Origin of the sequence: Actinomycetospora chiangmaiensis DSM 45062, assembly GCF_000379625.1 — a bacterium.
Classification (GTDB): domain Bacteria; phylum Actinomycetota; class Actinomycetes; order Mycobacteriales; family Pseudonocardiaceae; genus Actinomycetospora; species Actinomycetospora chiangmaiensis.
The window spans coordinates 54562-73157 of sequence record NZ_KB903219.1; the positions used below are offsets into that span (position 1 = coordinate 54562).

Annotated in this window: 22 protein-coding genes; 12 read left to right on the forward strand and 10 right to left on the reverse strand. The window is 75.1% G+C overall.

Annotated features, from left to right (window positions below; all coding sequences use genetic code 11):
• Positions 1–11 precede the first annotated feature (11 nt).
• Together A3CO_RS0107820 and A3CO_RS30735 are read left to right on the forward strand one after the other, a co-directional pair.
• Positions 12–332, forward strand: a complete 321-nt coding sequence (locus A3CO_RS0107820) for a rhodanese-like domain-containing protein (RefSeq protein WP_018331688.1) — start codon at positions 12–14, stop codon at positions 330–332.
• A gap of 4 nt (positions 333–336) precedes the next feature.
• Positions 337–1254 carry a DUF4328 domain-containing protein gene (locus tag A3CO_RS30735; protein WP_018331689.1) on the forward strand — a complete coding sequence of 306 codons (918 nt, stop codon included), beginning with the start codon at positions 337–339 and terminating at the stop codon, positions 1252–1254.
• Between the two features lie 31 nt (positions 1255–1285).
• Here A3CO_RS30735 and A3CO_RS0107830 read toward each other — a convergent pair whose 3' ends face one another.
• The 3 genes from A3CO_RS0107830 to A3CO_RS0107840 all read right to left on the reverse strand — a co-directional run bounded on the left by A3CO_RS0107830 (position 1286) and on the right by A3CO_RS0107840 (position 4803).
• Positions 1286–1846, reverse strand: coding sequence for a ferritin (locus A3CO_RS0107830; RefSeq protein ID WP_018331690.1), 561 nt, complete (start codon positions 1844–1846; stop codon positions 1286–1288).
• Positions 1847–1979: 133 nt separating this feature from the next.
• Positions 1980–3134 carry a hypothetical protein gene (locus A3CO_RS0107835; protein WP_211214416.1) on the reverse strand — a complete coding sequence of 385 codons (1155 nt, stop codon included), beginning with the start codon at positions 3132–3134 and terminating at the stop codon, positions 1980–1982.
• Positions 3121–4803, reverse strand: coding sequence for a ferric reductase-like transmembrane domain-containing protein (locus A3CO_RS0107840; RefSeq protein WP_245561461.1), 1683 nt, complete (start codon positions 4801–4803; stop codon positions 3121–3123). The genes A3CO_RS0107835 and A3CO_RS0107840 overlap by 14 nt, the downstream gene beginning before the upstream one ends.
• Before the next feature lie 217 nt (positions 4804–5020).
• On the opposite strand from A3CO_RS0107840, the gene A3CO_RS0107845 reads away from it, so the two are divergent.
• Positions 5021–5743 (forward strand): class I SAM-dependent methyltransferase, encoded by a 723-nt coding sequence (locus A3CO_RS0107845; RefSeq protein WP_018331693.1) that lies wholly within the window; start codon positions 5021–5023, stop codon positions 5741–5743.
• A gap of 72 nt (positions 5744–5815) precedes the next feature.
• Here the strand turns inward: A3CO_RS0107845 and A3CO_RS0107850 are convergent, their stop codons facing one another.
• The 3 genes from A3CO_RS0107850 to A3CO_RS0107860 form a co-directional block, all read right to left on the reverse strand.
• Entirely contained in the window at positions 5816–6757 is a 942-nt protein-coding gene (locus tag A3CO_RS0107850) for a Rieske (2Fe-2S) protein (protein WP_084681636.1), read from the reverse strand.
• A 176-nt stretch (positions 6758–6933) separates the two neighbouring features.
• Positions 6934–8124, reverse strand: a complete 1191-nt coding sequence (locus tag A3CO_RS0107855; protein WP_018331695.1) for an arginine deiminase — start codon at positions 8122–8124, stop codon at positions 6934–6936.
• A gap of 10 nt (positions 8125–8134) precedes the next feature.
• Entirely contained in the window at positions 8135–8935 is an 801-nt protein-coding gene (locus tag A3CO_RS0107860) for a CPBP family intramembrane glutamic endopeptidase (RefSeq protein WP_018331696.1), read from the reverse strand.
• A 68-nt stretch (positions 8936–9003) separates the two neighbouring features.
• Here A3CO_RS0107860 and A3CO_RS35465 point away from each other — a divergent pair, with 68 nt between their 5' ends.
• Both A3CO_RS35465 and A3CO_RS0107870 read left to right on the forward strand, forming a co-directional pair.
• On the forward strand, positions 9004–9456 hold the full coding sequence (locus A3CO_RS35465) for a hypothetical protein (protein ID WP_051085881.1): 453 nt from the start codon (positions 9004–9006) through the stop codon (positions 9454–9456).
• Positions 9453–9788, forward strand: coding sequence for a DUF3817 domain-containing protein (locus A3CO_RS0107870; RefSeq protein WP_018331698.1), 336 nt, complete (start codon positions 9453–9455; stop codon positions 9786–9788). Before A3CO_RS35465 ends, A3CO_RS0107870 begins: the two co-directional genes overlap by 4 nt.
• On the opposite strand, the gene A3CO_RS0107875 is transcribed toward A3CO_RS0107870, so the two are convergent.
• Positions 9757–10560 (reverse strand): DUF2470 domain-containing protein, encoded by an 804-nt coding sequence (locus A3CO_RS0107875; RefSeq protein ID WP_018331699.1) that lies wholly within the window; start codon positions 10558–10560, stop codon positions 9757–9759. The genes A3CO_RS0107870 and A3CO_RS0107875 overlap by 32 nt on opposite strands.
• Positions 10561–10674: 114 nt before the next feature.
• Between A3CO_RS0107875 and A3CO_RS0107880 the strand changes: the two genes are divergently transcribed.
• The 3 genes from A3CO_RS0107880 to A3CO_RS30745 are packed head-to-tail and all read left to right on the forward strand — an operon-like array spanning position 10675 to position 13226.
• Entirely contained in the window at positions 10675–11595 is a 921-nt protein-coding gene (locus A3CO_RS0107880) for a hypothetical protein (protein WP_281167682.1), read from the forward strand.
• Positions 11596–12570: a prephenate dehydratase gene (gene pheA, locus A3CO_RS0107885; protein ID WP_018331701.1), complete on the forward strand. Its 975-nt coding sequence runs from the start codon at positions 11596–11598 to the stop codon at positions 12568–12570. It begins immediately after the preceding gene.
• An 11-nt stretch (positions 12571–12581) separates the two neighbouring features.
• Positions 12582–13226: a histidine phosphatase family protein gene (locus A3CO_RS30745; protein ID WP_157647189.1), complete on the forward strand. Its 645-nt coding sequence runs from the start codon at positions 12582–12584 to the stop codon at positions 13224–13226.
• Positions 13227–13232: 6 nt separating this feature from the next.
• Here A3CO_RS30745 and A3CO_RS0107895 read toward each other — a convergent pair whose 3' ends face one another.
• From A3CO_RS0107895 to A3CO_RS30750, 3 genes are all read right to left on the reverse strand, one after another.
• Positions 13233–13475 carry a hypothetical protein gene (locus tag A3CO_RS0107895; RefSeq protein WP_018331703.1) on the reverse strand — a complete coding sequence of 81 codons (243 nt, stop codon included), beginning with the start codon at positions 13473–13475 and terminating at the stop codon, positions 13233–13235.
• A gap of 123 nt (positions 13476–13598) precedes the next feature.
• Positions 13599–13946 (reverse strand): metallopeptidase family protein, encoded by a 348-nt coding sequence (locus tag A3CO_RS0107900; protein WP_018331704.1) that lies wholly within the window; start codon positions 13944–13946, stop codon positions 13599–13601.
• 7 nt (positions 13947–13953) lie between these two features.
• A complete protein-coding gene (locus A3CO_RS30750; protein ID WP_018331705.1) occupies positions 13954–15153 on the reverse strand; it encodes a septum formation family protein in 1200 nt (399 codons plus the stop codon).
• Positions 15154–15253: 100 nt separating this feature from the next.
• Here A3CO_RS30750 and A3CO_RS30755 point away from each other — a divergent pair, with 100 nt between their 5' ends.
• Genes A3CO_RS30755 through A3CO_RS0107925 form a run of 4 tightly spaced genes read left to right on the forward strand, consistent with a single transcriptional unit; the run spans position 15254 to position 18595 of the window.
• Positions 15254–16093, forward strand: a complete 840-nt coding sequence (locus tag A3CO_RS30755; protein ID WP_018331706.1) for a hypothetical protein — start codon at positions 15254–15256, stop codon at positions 16091–16093.
• A 13-nt stretch (positions 16094–16106) separates the two neighbouring features.
• Entirely contained in the window at positions 16107–17273 is a 1167-nt protein-coding gene (locus A3CO_RS0107915; RefSeq protein WP_018331707.1) for a glutathionylspermidine synthase family protein, read from the forward strand.
• Complete coding sequence (locus A3CO_RS0107920) at positions 17273–18112, forward strand: SCO6745 family protein (RefSeq protein ID WP_018331708.1); 840 nt, start codon at positions 17273–17275, stop codon at positions 18110–18112. Before A3CO_RS0107915 ends, A3CO_RS0107920 begins: the two co-directional genes overlap by 1 nt.
• 45 nt (positions 18113–18157) lie before the next feature.
• Positions 18158–18595: a DUF350 domain-containing protein gene (locus A3CO_RS0107925; protein ID WP_018331709.1), complete on the forward strand. Its 438-nt coding sequence runs from the start codon at positions 18158–18160 to the stop codon at positions 18593–18595.
• Position 18596 lies beyond the last annotated feature (1 nt).

Here is an 18596-nt window from a genome sequence, read left to right on the forward strand (position 1 = left end):
CAATGGAGCCCATGAACGTCCCGGCCGTGACGGTGTCCGAGGTACCCGCGGGTGCCACGCTGCTCGACGTCCGCGAGGACGAGGAGTGGGCCGCCGGCCACGCCCCCGAGGCGGTGCACGTGCCGATGTCGGCGTTCCTCGAGCGGCTCGACCAGGTGCCCGACGGACCGCTCGCCGTGGTGTGCCGCGTCGGCGGCCGCTCGGCCCAGGTCACCGCCTACCTGCGCAACCAGGGACGGGACGCGGTGAACGTGACGGGCGGGATGCTCGCGTGGGAGGCCGCCGGTCGCCCGGTCGTCGCCGACGGTCCCGGCCCGGCCCAGGTGGTCTGAGCCCGTGACCTGTCCGCGGTGCGGTCGCGAGCAGCCGCCCGGTGCGTCCGGGCGCTTCTGCGTGCACTGCGGCCGCGTGCTCGGCGGGGTCCGCTGGGTCGCCTCCACCCCGGACGCAACGCGGCCCCGGGCGTCCGCCCCCCGGCGCGCGCCCTACGCCGGACCGCCGCGCTACCCGTCGATCCCGCGGTGGAGCCTGTGGCCGTGGGCCGCGCGCCCCGAGCCGGGCGGGCCCGACGGACCGCTCGCGGCGCCCGCACCCGCCGCGCCCGCGGACGCCCTGCGGGCCACCGCCGGGCTGCTGCGCCGGCTCGCCCTCACCACGGCCCTGCTCTGCGGCGTCGCCGCCCTCGGTGAGGTCTTCCGCTACGTCCTGCTGCTCCTGAGCCGTGACCGGGCGCTCTCCGGGGTGCTGCTCGGCTGGTCCGACGCGATCGTCGGCATCTTCGGGCTGCTCGCCCCCGCCGCCGCCCTCGCCACCGGCGCCGTCTTCCTGCGGTGGCTGCTGCAGGCGCGCGGCCTCGCCGCGGACGCGTCGGGCACGCGACCCTGGCGCTCCACGCGGATGCTGCTCCTGGGGTGTGTCCTGCCACCGCTCACGCTGACCGTCCCGGGCGCGACGCTCGCCGAGATCGAACACGCCGCCGCCGGGTTCGCCGCCGACCGCCGGCCGACGCCCTCGCGTCCGGTGCTCGCGTGGTGGGCGGCGTGGGCGGTCGGCGTCGTGCTCGGCGTCGTCACCGTGGTGCAGGGGTTCGGCGAGAGCACCCAGGCGCTCGCGGACGGCGTCGTGCTGCACTTCTGGTCCGACGTCGTCGCCGTGGTCGTGGCGCTGCTGACCGTCCGGGTCACCGCCCACCTGACCGAGCTGCTCGCCCCCGTCCTGCGTCGGACGGGCCGCAGCTACGTCGTCGCGGGCTGACCCACGGCCTGTCGATCCACCGCCTGCCGACTCAGGCGGCGCCGCCGAGGCTCGCGACGCCACCGGCGGACGGCGGCGCGGTCGGGTCGGTCCCCGCGTCGGCCGGCATCTCGCGGGCGACGAAGTCCTCCACGTGGAACAGGTTGTCGCCGGCGCGGCGCACGATCCGCAGGAGCGTCGTCATCGAGGCGACCTCCTCGACCTGTTCCTTGAGGTACCACTGCATGAACTGCTCGCCCAGGTAGTCGCCCTGGTCGCGCGCGGTGCGGGCCAGCAGCGTGATCTGGTCGGTGACCCGGCGCTCCTGGTCGAGGACCAGCTCCACGACGTCCTCGACCGACTTGAAGTCGTTGCGGACCTCGTCGACGCCCGGGATGCGGACGTGCACGTCGTTGTCGAGCAGGTACTGCACCATCCCCATGGCGTGGTTGCGCTCCTCGAGCGCCTGCGCGTAGAAGTGCGCCGCCAGCTGCGGGAGATCCTCGTCGTCGCAGTACACGGCGACCGCGGTGTACTGCTGCGACGCCGTGAACTCGTGGCGGATCTGGTCACGCAGGAGGTCGTGGAACCTCGAGGGGGACGGCTCTTCCATCCCGGGAGTGTAGGTCAGCCTAACCTCGCGAGGGTATGGCGTCCGCCTCGCCGCACCCCCGCCTCGCCGCACCCCCGCCTCGCCGCACCCCCGCCTCGCCGCACCCCCGCCTCGCCGCACCCCCGCCCCGGGGTCAGCCGATCGTCGCGGCCACCGCCTTGTCACCGTCCTGCTTGACGGTGAGCGGGAGGGCCGGTGCACCGAGCTTCGCGCAGTTCAGGTTCTTGAACGAGGCCTGCAGGCGCTGGGCGAGGAAGGTGAACAGGGAGTTCGCGGCCGCCGGGTCGGGCGACGGTGCGGCCGCGAAGCGGGCCTGGTCGGCCTTCAGCCGTCCGGGGGCCACCGCGGCCAGGGAGCGGCAGTAGGCGCCGCCGTCGGCGGACGCGGCGGGCGACTGGTCGACGCCGAGCCGGTAGAGGACGAGCTTGGCGCGCGAGGGGTTGTCCCCGGCCAGCACCATCGGGTCGTTCGACGGGACGAGCGCGACCGGGTCGCCCTGGTGCGCGGCGGCCTGCAGCTCGTTCAGCGCGAGCGAGGGAACCGCCTTGCCGCCGTCGCCGAGGTCGGGCGCGGTCATCGGCCGGCAGCCCAGCGCCGGGTCGATGAACGCGTCGAGCAGGCCGTTGTCGCTGGCGTTGGTCAGGACGGTGCCGCCGAGGCCGGTCGTCGCGGCCGTGTTCTGGGCCGTCCGTCCGTCGCCCAGCACCCGGTAGGAGGTGGCGAGGTTGTCGCTCTGGTCCTGGTCGACCACCGCGAAGTCGCGGGTGGTCGGGCAGGGCCGGCCGTCGGCGGCGGTGCCGAGGGCGGGCACGGTGGTCCGACCCGCGGCGACCGCGGCGTTCGCGGCGGCGAAGAACGGCGCCGCGCCGCAGTCGGCGAACTGCCCGAACGGCGAGTCCGGGGTGCCGTTGACGCAGCCGGCCTTGTCGCCGTCGAGGGTCAGCGTGGTGCCGTTGAAGCCGAACCAGACGCCGACGACCGCGCCCGCGGGCAGCTGCGGGGTGATCGGCGCGGCGGCGGGCCGGGACCCGTCGTCGATCACCAGCGGGTGGTAGACCGACAGCGCGCCGGTGGCGGGGTCGAGCACGCTGGCCTCGACGAACGCGGCCTGCGCCTTGTTCGCCTCGTGGCACGCGCCCTGATCCCCGGAGCCCTTCAGCCGGTAGGGGGTGGCGAGCCCGGCGGCCGTCAGCGGCGCGGGCGGCACCACGAGCGTGCAGTTCGGGTTCGGCTGTTGCTGTTGCTGTTGCTGCTGCTGGTGCGGCTTCTGGGCGTCAGACTTGTGCATGCCGGCCGCCGCGGCGGCGTCGGGCGTGGCTGACGCGCTCGTCGTCGCGGACGCGGCGGTCGTGGTGCCCGCCGCGCCGTCGCCCGTCCCGCCGTTGTTCGTCCCCGGGTCCGCCTGGTGCGACCGACCGGTGACGGCCGAGGTCAGACGGGACAGCAGGGAGGGGGCCCGTCCGTGCTGCGAGCTCGTCGAGCCGTTCGTCGGGGTGTCGTTCCTCCGGGAGGACGCCCAGGCCTGTGCCGCCCCGAGGACGAGCAGGATCGAGAGCGGGACGGCGACCGCCCACCGCGGGATGCGCGGCCGGGCCGAGTGTCGGGACATGGGGGTCCTTCGGGGGAGCGGGATCGACCGGGGCGGATGCCCCGGAGGTCGTGGTGGGCAGCGGCCCGGACCACCCGAACTGCTCGCAGTGCACCCGCGAGGCGGGGACGGCGAGCTGTTCGAGGGCGGCGAGGGTCCCGGTCGCGAGCGAGGCGGGACCGCAGACGAAGTAGTCGAGGTGCTCCCGTTCGGGGGACGGGGGCAGGACCTCGGAGAGGAGCGCGACGTCGATGCGGCGCCCGGCGAGCCGGGTCACCTCGAGGTCGAGGCGGCGGCGCAGCACCTCCAGCTCGGAGGCGAACAGCGGCTCGGAGCCCCGCTCGGCCAGCACCAGCCGGTGCCGCCGGACGTCGCCCCGCTCGGCGAGCGTGCGCAGCATGCTCATCATCGGGGTGATCCCGACGCCGCCCGCGACGAGCACGAGCCCCGCGCGGCCGCCGTGGTTCTCGGCGGTGAACGAGCCGTGGGGGCCGTCGAGCCACACCTTGTCGCCCTGGCGCAGCGCGGCCACCCGGTGGGAGAAGTCGCCCTGGTCCCGCACGGTGATCTCGAGCCGGCCGGGCACGTTCGCGCTCGAGGCGATGGTGAACGGGTGCTCCTCGGTCCCGACGACGGCCCGGCGCAGCCGCAGCCACACGAACTGTCCGGGGTCGAAGCGCAGCCCGCCGCGACGCAGGTGCACGGGCGCCAGCACGAGGGTGGCGACGCTGGGCCCCTCGCGGCGCACGCCGTAGACGACGTAGGCGCCCTGGCGGGAGAACAGCGGCCGCCAGACCCAGCGGTGGACGAGCACCAGGAGGAGCGCCCCGGCGAGGACGACCAGACACACCCGCATGACCGGGTCGGCGACCAGGTGGTTCAGCCAGATCACGTGCAGCGCGGCCAGGACCAGACCGGCCGCGGCGAGGGCCACGTGCAGGCGGGCCCACAGCTCGTAGCGCGCCCCGGGACGGCGCCCGCCCGCCGCGACGCCGCCGACGGCGAGCAGCGCGACCAGGGACCCCCAGCCGACCTTCGCCGTGGTCCGGGCGGTGATCGGGTCGCCGAGCTCCGGGTGGTTCCAGATCGCCACGGCGGCGTGCGCGACCACGGCGGCCAGGGCGAGCATGCCCAGCCACCGGTGCAGGCCCATGACGCGGTCGACGCCGAACGCGCGGGTGAGGGTGCGGATCCGGCTGGGCACCACGACGACCACGACCAGTGCGCCGAGCCCGAGCACCCCCAGCCCGACCGAGAGCATCGCGCCGGGCGCGGTGGAGTGCCCGCGCCAGGCCGAGAGCGCGAACGGCACCGCGGTCATCGCGGCGAGGATCCCGGTCCAGGCGATCGTCGTCATCCGTCTGCGCACGGCCGCAGAAGGTAGGTCCGTGACCTGGGCGTGACCCGGAATCCTGAGAGCCGAGGGGCGCCCACCGCGCCGATCGACCGGGATCCGGCGACGACGGACATGATCGCTGCGCCGTTCGTCGGTAGCGCTCTCAGGTTCGTGCGCCGCCCCCGGAGGCGGGGTTCGTCCCCGCTGCCGGAAGTGCTCGGTCCGCGCCCGCACGGCAGGATGGCCCCTCGTGACCTTCGACCGCGAGCGCGAGGCCGCCGAGGTTCCGGCGGCCTTCGACCAGGACGCCACCTCCTACGACCGCCTCGTCGGTGCCAACCCGGGCTATCTCGACCACCTGCGGCTCTCCGCGCGGCGGCTGGCCCTGCCCGACGACGGGGCCGGGCTGCGGCTGCTCGACGTCGGGTGCGGGACCGGGCTGTCCACGCAGGCGCTCGTGGAGACGTACCCGGCGGCGGAGATCGTGGCCGCCGACGCGTCGGCCGAGATGCTGGCGCAGGCCCGCGCCAAGTCGTGGCCGGACACGGTGCGGTTCGTGCACTCCCGCGCCGAGGAGCTCGCCGCCCACGGGGTGGAGGGGCCGTTCGACGGCATCCTCGCCGCCTACCTGCTGCGCAACCTGCCCGACGTCACCGCCGGGGTGAAGGACCTCCACGCGCTGCTCGCGCCGGGGGCGCCGCTCGCGGTGCACGAGTACTCGGTGGCCGACTCGGCCCGCTCGCGCGCGACCTGGACCGCGGTCTGCTGGGCGATCATCATCCCGCTCGGATGGCGGGTGACCGGGGACGCCTCGCTCTACCGGTACCTGTGGAAGTCGGTCCTGCACTTCGACGGCATCATCCGGCTCACCGGCCGGCTGCGCGACGCCGGCCTCGACGACGTCCGGGTGGAGCCGGTGGACGGCTGGCAGAAGGGGATCGTCCACACGATCCTCGGCCGCCGGCCCATCTGAGTCCGGCCGGAGGGGACGTCAGCGGTGGCCCACCGCTGACGTCCGGTGGCAGCCGTGTGCCACCGCTGACACTCAGGAGGAGAGCGACCGACGCCGGCGCACCTCGTAGGTGCGCTCGGCGTACTCGATGTCGTCGACCCACAGGCGCTTCGCCGCGAACTCCATGAGCGGGCGGACGAGCCACTGCGCCTTCTTCGCGTGCCCGAAGCCCTCCCGGCCCGACCAGGCGAGCACGGCCTCCGTCACGAGCGTGCGCGCCCGGCCGTCGGGGTGCGGCGCCAGCGGCGTCGCGTGGGTCTCGACGACGCTGCCCGCCCCCTCGCCGCGGGTGATGTGCATGACGATGGTGCGCGGGTCGGGGCAGGTGAAGCGCGCCTCGACCGGCACGCCGTAGTGGCGGGTGAGCCGGAACGCCACGCGGAGGTCGAAGTGGTCCTCGTCGTCGGTGGCGGTGCGCGCGGGAGCGGAGTCCACGCGCAGGTCGGCGAACGAGTGCGGGTGGAACCAGGCGCCGTGCCACGGGTCGAGGCGGTTCGCGATGACGTCCTCGGGCTCGCAGGTCCCGGTGATGGTGGCCACCGCGACGAGGCTCTCCGTGTGCGGCGGCCGGACGGGGAGGACCGGCGCATCGGTGGGCTCCTCCCCGCCGACGGCGTCGAGGCGGACCCAGGCGAGCACCCCGTCGTCGTGCGCGGGCAGCGTGCGCCAGCCCGCCCGGCCGGACGGGCCGAGGGCGAGGCCGTGCCAGCGGCAGATCAGCTCGCAGCCCGACTGCTGCGCGGTGGACATGTCCGCGCCGAGATGGGGGCAGGCGCCCGGGCCGGCGTGCAACCCGCCGTCGGGAGCCCGCCAGACGACCAGCTCGACGCCCGCCACCGTCACGCCGACCGGTGAGCCGACCGCCACGTCGCGGGACGCCCCGACGACGTACCAGTTGCCCGACGGCCGGGCCTGCGCCCGCTCCTGAGCGGCGTGGATGATGCCCGGCTTCGCGTCCCGCCAGGTCGGCTCCATCGCCTCCCAGCGTTCGCCGGACAGACGTCGCAGCGGGTTCACCGGCGTACGACCGACTGGGCGCTTCCTCAGCACGGGACGGACGCTAGGACGGCGTCCGTACCGGTGCAGTGGGGCACGGTCGTCTGTGGCCGGACGCACGTCTGGCTGCGCCGAACGAGGGCGCGCCGACCCGATCAGGTGACGTCGCGCTCCCAGGGGCACGACAGGCACCGCGGCCCGCCGCGGCCGGAGCCCAGCTCGAAGCCCTCGATGGTCACGACCTCGACGCCCGCGTCGCGCAGCCGACCGTTCGTCGTGGTGTTGCGCTCGTAGGCGACGACGAGGCCGGGTGCCAGCGCGAGGGTGTTGTTGCCGTCGTCCCACTGCTCGCGCTCGGCGGCGACCCCGGCGGGGCCGGTGTCGACCGCGCGGAGCTCGTCGATCCCCATCGCGCGGGCGGCGGCCGGACGGAACGGCTCGGGACCGGTGATGGACAGATCGGACGTGCTCGGCTGGATGGTCCATGCCTCGAGCGCGTCCAGGACCTGCGGGAACACCACCATGGTGTCGACGTCGACCATGGTCGCGACGGTGTCGAGGTGCATCGTCGCCCGCCGCTGCGTGATCGGGACGGCGAGCACGGTGTGGGCCAGGCCGTCCGCGAACATCGCCCGGGCGAACGACTCGGCCCCGGCCGGGCTGGTGCGCTCCCCGACGCCGATCGCGAGCACCCCGGGGGCGAGCAGCAGCACGTCGCCGCCCTCCACCGCCGAGGTGTCGCGGGGCTGCGTGTGGGTCACGCCGCCGAGCTCCGGCCGCCCGGCGTGGGCCAGCGCGACGAGCGAGGCCTCCCGGCGCCGGGCGGGCATGCCCATGGCGGCGGCGACCACCCGGTCGCCGACCCGCATCGAGGAGTCGCGGGTGAACATGAGGTTCGGCAGCGGGTCGACCGCGAACTCGTCCGGGCCGTGCATGCGCCGGACCAGGGAGTTCTCGCCGTCGCCGAGCTCGCGGAAGGTCAGCCCGCCGATCAGCGCGGTGGCCAGTTCCGGGGCGGGCAGGCCGTCGAGCTGCGCCCGGACGCCCGCTCCGAGTTCCTTGCCGAGCACCCGCTCGTCGACCGCCGCGGCGATGCCGGACCTCCGCGACCCGTCGTCGTGAAGAGCCTCGGTGAGCAGGTCGGCGAGCAGCAGCACCTCGACGCCGTGCCGTCGCAGGGTGTCGGCGAACCGGTCGTGCTCGAGCTGCGCCCGCTCGACCCACGGGATGCCGTCGAAGAGCAGCCGGTCGGCGTTGCGCGGGGTGAGCCGCTGCAGCTCCGGGCCCGGGCGGTGCAGCACGACCGTCCGGAGCGGTCCGACCTCGGAGTCCACGCGCGGGGTCACCGGGCCGAGGTTAGTTCCCGGGCAGGAAGGACACCTTCCCGGCGAGCAGCGCGGAGCCCACGAAGGCGACGACGTCGATGAGCGTGTGCGCCCACACGAGGGGCCAGAGCCGCCCGGTGCGCTGCCAGTACCGGCCGAACACCAGGCCCATGACGAGGTTGCCGACGCCGCCGCCGAAGCCCTGGTACAGGTGGTAGGAGCCGCGCAGCGCCGCCGCGAGCAGCAACGACCGGTTCTCGGAGAGCCCGAGCCGACGCAGCGTCGAGAGCAGCCAGCCGACGACGAGCACCTCCTCGGCCCACGAGTTCGCGAAGGCCGAGATCAGCAGCACCGGTACCCGCCACCAGTGGTCGTCGAGCACCGACGGGACCACCGTGAGGTTGATCCCGATCGCGCGCGTGACCAGGTAGAAGCCCAGCCCGGGGATGCCGATGAGCGCGGCGAGCCCGCACGCGGCGCGGAGGTCCCGCCACGGCCGGCGCCCGTCCAGCCCGACGCCGCGCGGCCCGGACCCGGCCCGCAGCAGGAGGTAGAGGCCGAGCCCGCCCCAGGCCAGGAGCTGCAGCGAGGACGCGAGCTGCGCGGCGAGGTCCACCCAGGCGTCGGTGGCGAGCGGCCGGTCGATCGTCACCTGCCGCTGCGCGAGCGGGGCGGGCGCGGCCAGGGAGTCCAGCAGCGAGATGAGCGACCGCAGCCCGGACAGCCCGAGGGTCACGGTGGCCACGACGAGGATCTCGGTGACCAGCAGCCGGCGCTCGCGGCCGGTCACGACCTCGACGTCGGGCCGTGCCGGGGAGAGCCAGCTGTTCATCGGTGATCACCCTAGGCCGCGACGCACGCCACGGAGTCCACACCGGGCGCGTCGGTAACCTCGGTGGGGTGCAGGTCCTGCGAGTGCTGGCGACCCCCCGGTGGGTGGGCTGGACCGTGCTCGCGCTCTGCGCCGTCGTCGTGTGCGGGGGCATGGCCTACTGGCAGCTCGGCCGCGCGGAGTCGGACACCGGCACGCTGCTCAACGCCGGGTACGCGCTGCAGTGGCCGCTGTTCGGCGTCTTCTTCGCGGCGCTGTGGTGGCGGATGCTGCGCTCCGAGGCGCGCTACCTCACCGAGGTCCAGGAGGGTCCCGACGACGGGCCGTCCCCGGCTCCCGCGGCCGGGTCGATCCCCGAGGCCGACAGCCCGTTCACCCCGCGGCCGACCGGTGTCGAGCCGGGTGCGGGCGCGGGTCGGCCCACCCGGGTCCGGGCCTCCGACGAGTACAACGCCATGCTGGCCGAGCTGGGCCGCCGCGACCGCACCGACGGCCCCCGGAACGAGGAGTCGACCCCGTGACCGCTCCGACCGCCGCCCTCACCGACAAGGTCGTCGCCGCCATGCGCCGCTACCGGGTGGGCGCCTACGTGGTGGGTGTCGGCCTGCTGGTGCTCGTGCTGGTGGCGATGCCGCTGAAGTACTTCGCGGACCAGCCGTTGCTCGTGGCGATCGTGGGCCCGATCCACGGGTTCCTCTACATGGGCTACCTGGCCCTCACCGCCGACCTCGGGGTGAAGGCCCGCTGGCCGGTGGGGAAGCTGCTCCTGGTGGCGCTGGCGGGGACGATCCCGTTCGTGTCGTTCGTGGCCGAGCGGAAGGTCACCGCTCCGCTGCGGGCGTCCTCGAACTGACCTCGGGGTCGAGGAGACCTGCGAGCCGGCGCACCTCCGCGCCGAGCAGCCGCGGGCAGCCCACCGGGCCGGCGAACCCGAGCCGGACGTCGTGGTCGCCGTGGGCGGTCTCGACCCGCAGGCGCAGGCCGAGCCGGTCGACGGCGAGCGGCACGAGGGTGTGCTCCGGGCGGTTCAGCGCCGGGGGCAGGTGACGGGCGAGGCCCGTGACCAGCGACCCGTGCGCCCCGGCCAGGTGGGCGAGCCAGTCGTCGCCGCACTCCGTGAACGGGTCGGCCGGGGCGGCGGCCACCTCGGCGGGGGTGAAGGTGCCGGTGCCCTCGGCGTCGCTCAGGACCACGGAGGCGGGGTCCAGCCGCAGCAGGACGTCGGCGTGCCCGACGTCGAGCAGGCGTTCGTCGGGCCGCTCCGCCGCGATCCGCAGCGCGGCGCGGCGGGCCACGCGGGCCGGGAGCACCCGCACGCGCCCGCACACCCAGACGAGGCCGCGGACCGGCTGGCGCACCGCGGCCGGCGCGGAGTCGGTCAGCTCCATCATCACGGGCAGGTGCTCGGCGCGGCGGGTGGCGGCCACCAGCGGGTGGTCGGCCGGGACCTGCAGCGTCGCGGCGCCGGAGGCCGGCACGTGGTGGAGCGTCGGGACGACCCGGTCGTGCTCGTCGACCGTCGGCGACCCCGTGATCAGGGCGGCGGACGACGCCCGCGTGGCCGTCGCCCGGGCACGTTCGGCCGGACTCGGGACGGCGGGCTCGGGCGGGCGGCTCCAGACCACGGCGGGCTCCTCACGGTCGGCAAACTTAGGTGAGCCTAACCGAAGCGAGGGGTCGAAGGGCAAGGGCGATGCCCGGTGGACGAACCCGGTGTCCCCGCCCGCTACCGTGCCCTGGTGTCCACCGTCCCCCAGGCCGGTGGGGCACCGGTCGACGGTGTGCCCACGCTCCTCGCGCGCATCCTCGACGACGCCGCACTGGTCTCGCCGGGCCCGCGGCGCGAGATGGCCGACGTCGTCGGCGCCCACCTCGACGCCCGCGCGGGCGAGCACGGCGGTCTGCTCGGGTCGCTGGTCGTCCCGGTCTCCCGGCTGCAGGAGTTCGTCGCGGAGCTCGTCAAGCGGCGCCCGTCCGCACCGCTGCCGGTCGCGCTCTCGGTCGACACCGGGCTCGGCGGCGTGCCGAAGGCGCTGTCGCTGACGTCCTCGCGCGCGGCGCTGCTGACCACCGGCACCGTCGAGATGCCCGCGCCCCACGACGTCGACTCGATCTGGCTCGAGCGGGTGACCGAGTTCGTGCCCGACGAGGTCGTCGCGGTCGTCGAGCCCCGCCGCCCGGACGCCGACGGCTCCGACGACTGGATCGACGGGGTCCGCCGCGTGGTCGGCCACGGGTGCCGCCCGAAGCTGCGCTGCGGCGGCGACCGGGCGGGTGCGTTCCCCGGCGTCACCGACGTGTCGCGCTTCCTCGCCGTCGTGGCCGCCTCCGGGCGCTCCTTCACGGCGAGCATCGGGCTGCAGTCCGCGGCCCGGCACGTCGACCCCGCGACCGGGTTCGACCACCACGGCTGGCTCAACCTCCTCGTGGCGGTGACCCGCGCGCTGCGAGCGGCCCCGGAGGAGGGGTCCGACGTCTCCGACGAGCTCGTCGAGGACGTCCGCGACGCCCTCGAGGCCACCGACGCCGACGCCCTCGCCCGCGAGATGGGGTCCGTCGACGAGCGGACCGCCATGCAGGTCCGCGCGCACCTGTCGTCGTTCGGGTCGACCGCGCCCGCCGACCAGGGGGCCGAGATGGCACGCCTGGGGCTGGTCTGAGTGCGGATCGCGTTCCTGGGGCCGCACGGCACCTTCTGCGAGCAGGCGCTCGGGTCGGTGATCGACGACTTCCCCGGGGCGACGACGGAGCCGGCCGCGAGCACCACGGCCGCCCTGGACGCCCTGCGCGCCGGTGACGCCGAGCTGGCCTGCGTCCCGATCGAGAGCTCCGTCGAGGGCGCGGTCCCGGCGACCATGGACGGGCTCGTGGAGACCCCACCCGTCGTCGTGATCCGGGAGATCCTGCTGCCGGTGCGGTTCGGGGTGCTGGTGCGCCCGGGGACGACCGCCGCCGACGTCGCCACCGTGGCCTCCCACCCGCACGGGGAGGCGCAGACCCGGCGCTGGCTCGCGACGCACCTGCCGCACGCCGAGGTGCGGATGACGCCGTCCACCGCGGCGGCCGCGGCGGCGGTGGCCGACGGCCAGGTCGACGCCGCCGTGTGCGCTCCCGTGGCCGCCCGCCACTACGGGCTCGAGGTGCTCGCCGACGGGGTGCACGACACCGGCGACGCCGTCACCCGCTTCGTCGTCGTCGCCCGCGCCGGCTGCGCCCTGCCCGCCCCGACCGGTGCCGATCGCACCTCGATCGCCGCGACCACCGTCAACGAGCCCGGTGCGCTGCTCGCGATCCTCTCCGAGTTCGCGATCCGCGGCGTCGACCTCACCCGCATCGAGTCGCGGCCGTCCAAGGCCCGGCTGGGCACGTACTGGTTCTTCCTCGACGGCGCCGGGCACGTCGCCGAGGCGCCGATGGGCGAGGCCCTCGCGGCGCTGCACCGGCGGTGCACCGACCTGCGCTTCCTCGGCTCCTACCCCCGCGCGACCGTCCCGGCCGGGTCCACCGCGCCGTCGCCGCCGGTCGCCGCCCCGGTACCGGGCCAGCACCCGGCCGACTACGAGGCGGCCGAGCACTGGTTGCACACGCTGCGATCCTCGCCATCCCACCCGGCCCCCGGGCCCGTCGTCGGGTAGACGTGGAGACCGTGACCACCCTGGTGCTCGCCCGCCACGGCCAGACGCCGGCCAACGTCGCGAAGACCCTCGACACCCGGCTGCCCGGGCCCGGGCTCACCGACCTCGGCCGGTTGCAGGCCGAGGCGCTCGGCAAGGAACTCGCCGAACTCGGCGTCACCGCGCTCTACGGGTCGCGGGCGCGGCGGGCGCAGGAGACGGCCGGCGTCGTCGGGACGGTGCTCGGCCTGACGCCCGGCGCGGTCGACGGTGTGCACGAGGTGCAGGTCGGCGACCTGGAGGGACGCTCCGACGACGAGTCGGTCGGCGTCTTCCGCGCGGTCTACGACGCCTGGCGCGCGGGCGACGTCACCGCCCGCATGCCCGGGGGCGAGTCCGGCCAGGACGTCCTCGACCGCTACCTCCCCGCCGTCGAGGACCTGCGCCGCCGCCACCCCGACGAGACCGTCGTGCTCGTCAGCCACGGGGCCGTGCTGCGCCTCGTCGGGCACGCCCTCGCCGGCGCCAGCGACCTGCGCCCGGACGGGGACGACCACCTCGACAACTGCGGGCGCCTCGAGTTCGGGAGCCTTCCCGACGGCGGGTGGCGCCTCGCGGCGTGGCGCCGCGAGGCCCCGGGCGGGCTGGCTTCCACCCGCGACGCGACGAGCGGCTGAACGCGCCTACGCCCCCTGGTCGGCCACGTACGTGCGGCCGGTGTCCGTGACCGCGACGTGGACGAAGCGTCGCCCGGCGGCCTCCGGGCTCACGTCCTCGATGAGGCCGGCCTGCTCGAGCTGGGCGAGGAACGCGTCGAACTGGGCCTGCTGGTCCTCGGCGACGCCGCCCGCCAGGGCCGACTCCGGGATCACGCGATCACCCGCCTCGTCCACGGCCCGCAGGAACTGCGCGATCAGGTCCGCCATGGGCGGCCAGGCTGCCCGTCCGGCGGCCGTCCGTCCACCCCCGGCGCGGCGCGAGGGTGACGCCGGGCGGGCCCGCGGGCGGTCGAGCCTGCCCGACGTGATCCTCGGTGCCAGGGTCGGAGCTCAGCCCCAGCCGTACCGGTGCAGCGTCTCCTCGTCGATCCCGACGTGGTGCGCGATCTCGTGCACCACCGTGATCGCCACCTCGTCGCGCAGTTCGTCCTCGTCGGCACACAGGGCGACGAGCGCGTCGCGGTAGAGGGTGATGCGGTCGGGCAGGACGCCGTCGTAGTCGCTCGTGCGCTCGGTCAGCGCGACACCCTCGTAGAGCCCGAGCAGCTCCGGGTCGGTCGGGTCGCGGGGCTCGACGAGGACGACGACGTTGTCCATCGCCCGCAGCAGCTCCGGCGGGAGCTCGTCGAGCGCCTCCCCGACGAGCTCCTCGAAGCGCTCGGGAGCGACCCCGTCCACCGTCGGCTCAGTTGGCCGGGGCGGGCGCCGGGGTCTGCTGCCGGCCGATCCCGGGCAGCGGCACCGGCAGCTGCAGGCCCGGCTGTGGGGCGGTGGAGTTCCCGGGGGCGGCCGGGTCGGCGCTGGGGGCGGCCGACGTCGAGGTGGCCGGGGCGTCGGCGGGGGCACCCGCGGGCGGCAGCGGGTCGGCCGACGCCGGGGCCGCTCCGCCGATCGTCACGCCGTCCTTCACCGCACCGGTCAGCGGCGCGAAGCCGGAGTTGTCGGCCAGCAACGAACCCATGTTGCAGCTGACCCGCCGCGTCCCGGCGTCCCACGAGGCCTGGTTGATGTTCGTCCAGTACACGGTGAGCTTCGAGTCGGTCAGCTTCTGGGCGCCCACCGCGTCCTGCGCGACCTTGGTGCACGCCGGCTGCAGGAAGTTGTCCTGGTCGTCGACCGAGGGCAGCGCGTTCGGGAACTTCTGACCGAGGTCGACGGTGCCCGCGACCTCGGCGGCGTGCGTCTTCGCGCACGAGGACACCGGGTCGGACACCTCCTTGCCCGCGAGCCCGAGGCAGGTGCCGGGCGCGAAGACGACGGCCTGATCGGCGTCGGCGACCTTCCCGGTGGAGGAGAACAGCGCGCCGGACCGGCCGGGGGCCTGCAGCCCGCAGCGGACCGTGCGGTCCCCCTCCTCCCAGGCGGCCTGGGTGGGCTTCAGCGCGCCCATCTTGTAGCGGCCGGTCGGGTCGAGCGGCTTCGCGAGGTAGCCCTGCACCACGGGACCGCACTGCGAGGCCACCAGCTGCTGCCACGCGGCGTCGGTCGGGAACGGCGCGCCCTCGGGCAGCGGGGCCTGCACCGCCCCCGCCGTCTCGAACAGGTGGGACTGCGCGCAGGGCACCTGCGAGACGTCCGACCCGTCGGCGGTCGTCCAGGTCAGGCACGTCCCCGGGGTCGACGGGAGCGCCGCCCGGTCGGAGGTCGGGCCGGTGCTGGAGCCGCCGAGGACGCCGGGCGAACCGCCCGCGTTCGAGGCCAGGCCGAGGAAGCCGAGGCTCGAGCCGGTGGCCGCCAGGGCGGACGCGGCGAGCAGCATGACCAGGGCGCCGACGAGCACACCGACGACGCCGCGGCGCGCGATGAGCCGCCGACCGTCGTGGCCGTCACGGTCGGTGTCTGATTCGTCCCCTCCACCGGAGGACGGACGTTCCCGTACGAGCATGGTCCTGCCATCATGCCGCGTGCCCGGTTCGTCTCCTTGACGGGGGGACGACGGACCCGGTGATGTGATGGAGTGGAGCGATGAGCGGGGGCGACGGGTCATGACGGACCAGCCGGGCGGTGGGCACCGGGCGGACGACGCCGTGACGCCGTCCGAGGGCACCCCCGCCGCGCCGTCGACGGGCTCGGCGGCCTCGACGGCCTCCACGCCGTCCGCGCCGGACACCGAGCAGCGGACGGCCGACGAGTGGAAGGCCGTCGAGCGCGGCGAGGCCCCCGAGCCGGGCAGCACCCTCGAGCAGTCGGCGCCGGAGACGCGCCGGGGCGGGATCCGCTACCAGGACCCGGCGACCACGACCCCGCGCGAGCCCACCGTCGCCGAGCAGCGCGCCCGCCGGGAGGCGGAACGTCGCCGCCGCGCCCAGGAGGAGGCCACGGCCGCCGCGGAGCAGCGGAAGTCGAAGATCCGCAAGCGGGTCCTCATCGGCGGTGGCGTCGCGGTGGGTGTCGTCGCGATCGTCGCGATCGCGTACGCCGCCTCGAGCGGCGGCGACGAGACCACGGCGCAGTGCGTCGACCAGAGCGGCCGGGTGGTCGACGACAGCCAGTGCGCGAGCGGCGTGCAGCAGGGCGGCTACTACAACTCCAGCGGCGCCTTCGTCCCGATCTTCCTCGGCGGGTTCGGCAACCAGTACCACTACAACTACGGCTCGAACACGCCCATCGGCGGCACCGTCAGCGGTGGCAGCACCAACCCGCCGTCGAGCGGGACCACGCTGCGCGGCACGTCCGGGTCGAGCGTCGGCACCTCGAACGGCAGCAGCGGCACGGTGAGCCGCGGCGGGCTGGGCGTGGGCGGCTCGTCGTCGGGGACCAGCGGGTCGGGCAGCCGCGGATCCTCGGGCGGCTCCTCCGGCGGCGGCTCGAGCTCCGGCAGCTGAGAAGCTCACCGCCGTGCGACGCGAACGCTCCACCCCCCGCCCGGACTGGCGCCAGAAGATCGAGGAGCAGGGGCTCGTCTTCGGGACGCCCGCGATGGGCGCCGACGGCACGCGGCCCTACTGGGACGAGTCGGTGCACTACGTCTTCGACATGGCCGAGATCCTCTCGCTCGAGGCCGACGTCGAGCTGCTGCACTCGATGTGTCTCGAGGCGGTCGACAACGTGGTGACCACGGGCCGGTTCCGCGACTTCGCGCTGCCCGAGTGGTGCTGGGACCAGGTGGCCGACTCGTGGAAGCGGCACGACCCGCACCTCTACGGCCGCTTCGACCTGCGCTACGACGGGTCGGGGCCGGCCAAGCTGCTGGAGTACAACGCCGATACCCCGACCTCGCTGCTCGAGGCGTCGATCTGCCAGTGGTACTGGCTCAAGGACGTCTTCGGCGACCAGGACCAGTGGAACTCGTTGCACGAGAAGCTGGTGGCGCAGTGGGGCGCGATCGCGGCGAACCTGCCGCGCGGCGAGGTCCACTTCTGCTGGTCGCAGGCCGAGACGACGGGCGAGGACCACGTCACGACGGCCTACCTGCAGGAGACCGCCGCCGAGGCCGGGCTGGACACCGTGGGGCTCGCGATCGAGCAGATCGGCTGGGACTCCGCGCTCGACCGGTTCGTCGACCTCGAGGAGGCCCCGATGAGCTGCGTCTGCAAGCTCTACCCCTGGGAGTGGATCCTCGGCGACGACTTCGGCAAGCACGTCACGCGCAGCCTGCCCGAGACGCAGTGGATCGAGCCGCTGTGGAAGACGCTGCTCTCCAACAAGGCGCTGCTCGCCGTGCTGTGGGAGATGTACCCGGGCCACCCGAACCTGCTCCCGGCGTCGCTGGGCGACCCCGGCTTCCTCACCGAGTACGTCCGCAAGCCGCTCCTGGGCCGCGAGGGCGCGAACGTGCAGATCGTGGCGGGGGCGGGGGAGCCCGTCGTCGAGACCGGCGGGGTCTACGGCGACGAGGGCTACGTCTACCAGCTGTTCGACCCGCTGCCCGAGTTCGACGGCTATCGTCCCGTGCTCGGCGCCTGGATCGTCGGCGACGAGGCGGCCGGGATGGGCATCCGCGAGTCGACGGGGCTGGTCACCGACAACGGCGCGGCGTTCGTGCCGCACCGCATCCCGGACTGATGGGAGACGCAGCGCGGCGGAACTCGACCCGGACCGACGGGGCCGAGCCCGTCGCGCGCCGGATGTGGCGGCTCTGCGAACCGGTCCACGCGCTGATCTACTTCGCGCCCGGGTCGCTGCGGGCCACCGCGGACCTCGGGCCGTCGTTCTGGTCGCGCTACGTCGCGCAGCGGGCCGCGCCGCTCGGCCCCGTCCCCGCCGCGGTGGTCGTCGCGGCCTTCGGCGGCTTCGCGCCCGACCGGATCGTCGACGCGCTCGCCGGCGTCACGGTCCCGCCGGAGGTCGCACTCGGGCGGCGGCTGACCGGCATCGATGCGGCGTGGCGCGAGCTGGGCCTTCCCGACGACGGGTCGGTGCGGGAGGCCGCCGACCTCGCCTGGGAGGCGGCGCAGGCCTGCGAGGACGCCGGCCGCGTCCTCGGGGCCGCCAACCGCGCCCTGCCGCGCCCGGCCGAGGCGCACCTCGCCCTCTGGCAGGCCACGACGACCCTGCGCGAGCACCGCGGCGACGGGCACCTCGCGGCACTGGCCGTGCACGGCGTGTCCCCGATCGGGTCGCACGTGCTGAAGGTGCTCGCGGGCGAGTCCCCGGAGCGGGACCTGCGGCTCGGGCGGCGCCTGCCCGACGACGGGTGGGAGGCGGCGCTCGCGCGGTACTCCCCCGAGGAGGCCGCCGCCCTGCACACGGCCGTCGAGGACGCGACCGACCGCGCGGCCGCCGGGCCGTGGGCGGCGCTCGGCGCGGCGCGGACGGAGCGGTTGGCCGCACTGCTGGCCCCGATCGCGGAATCGTGCTGGACGGTCGTGCCGTCGCCCAATCCCGTCGGGCTGACCCGCTAGTCTGGCGCCCCTTTCGTCCGGTTGGACCACCCGTTGGGGGCCCGTGTGTTCACGCCCGACTTCTTCCCGACCCTGCTCTCCGGCATCGGCCTGATCGCCGTCTACGCCGTGATCGGGGCGGTGCTGATGTACGTCGGCTACTTCGCGATCGACCTGACGACGCCGGGCGACCTGCGGGGACTGGTCCGGGAGGGCCGCCCGAACGCCGTGATCGTGTCGGCGACAGGCCTCGTGTCCATGGCCTTCATCATCGTGACCGCCATCTACGTCTCCGGCGGTGGCTTCCTCACGGGCATCGTCAACACGCTGGTGTTCGGCCTCGTGGGGATCGTCGCCCAGGTGATCGCGGTCCGCGGCCTCGAGTTCGTCTCGCGCCTCGACGTCGGGGCCTGCCTGCAGGACGAGGGCTTCACGCCGGTCTCGGCGATGATCGCCGGGATGCACCTCGCGCTCGGCCTCGTCGTCGCGGTCGCCATCATCTAGA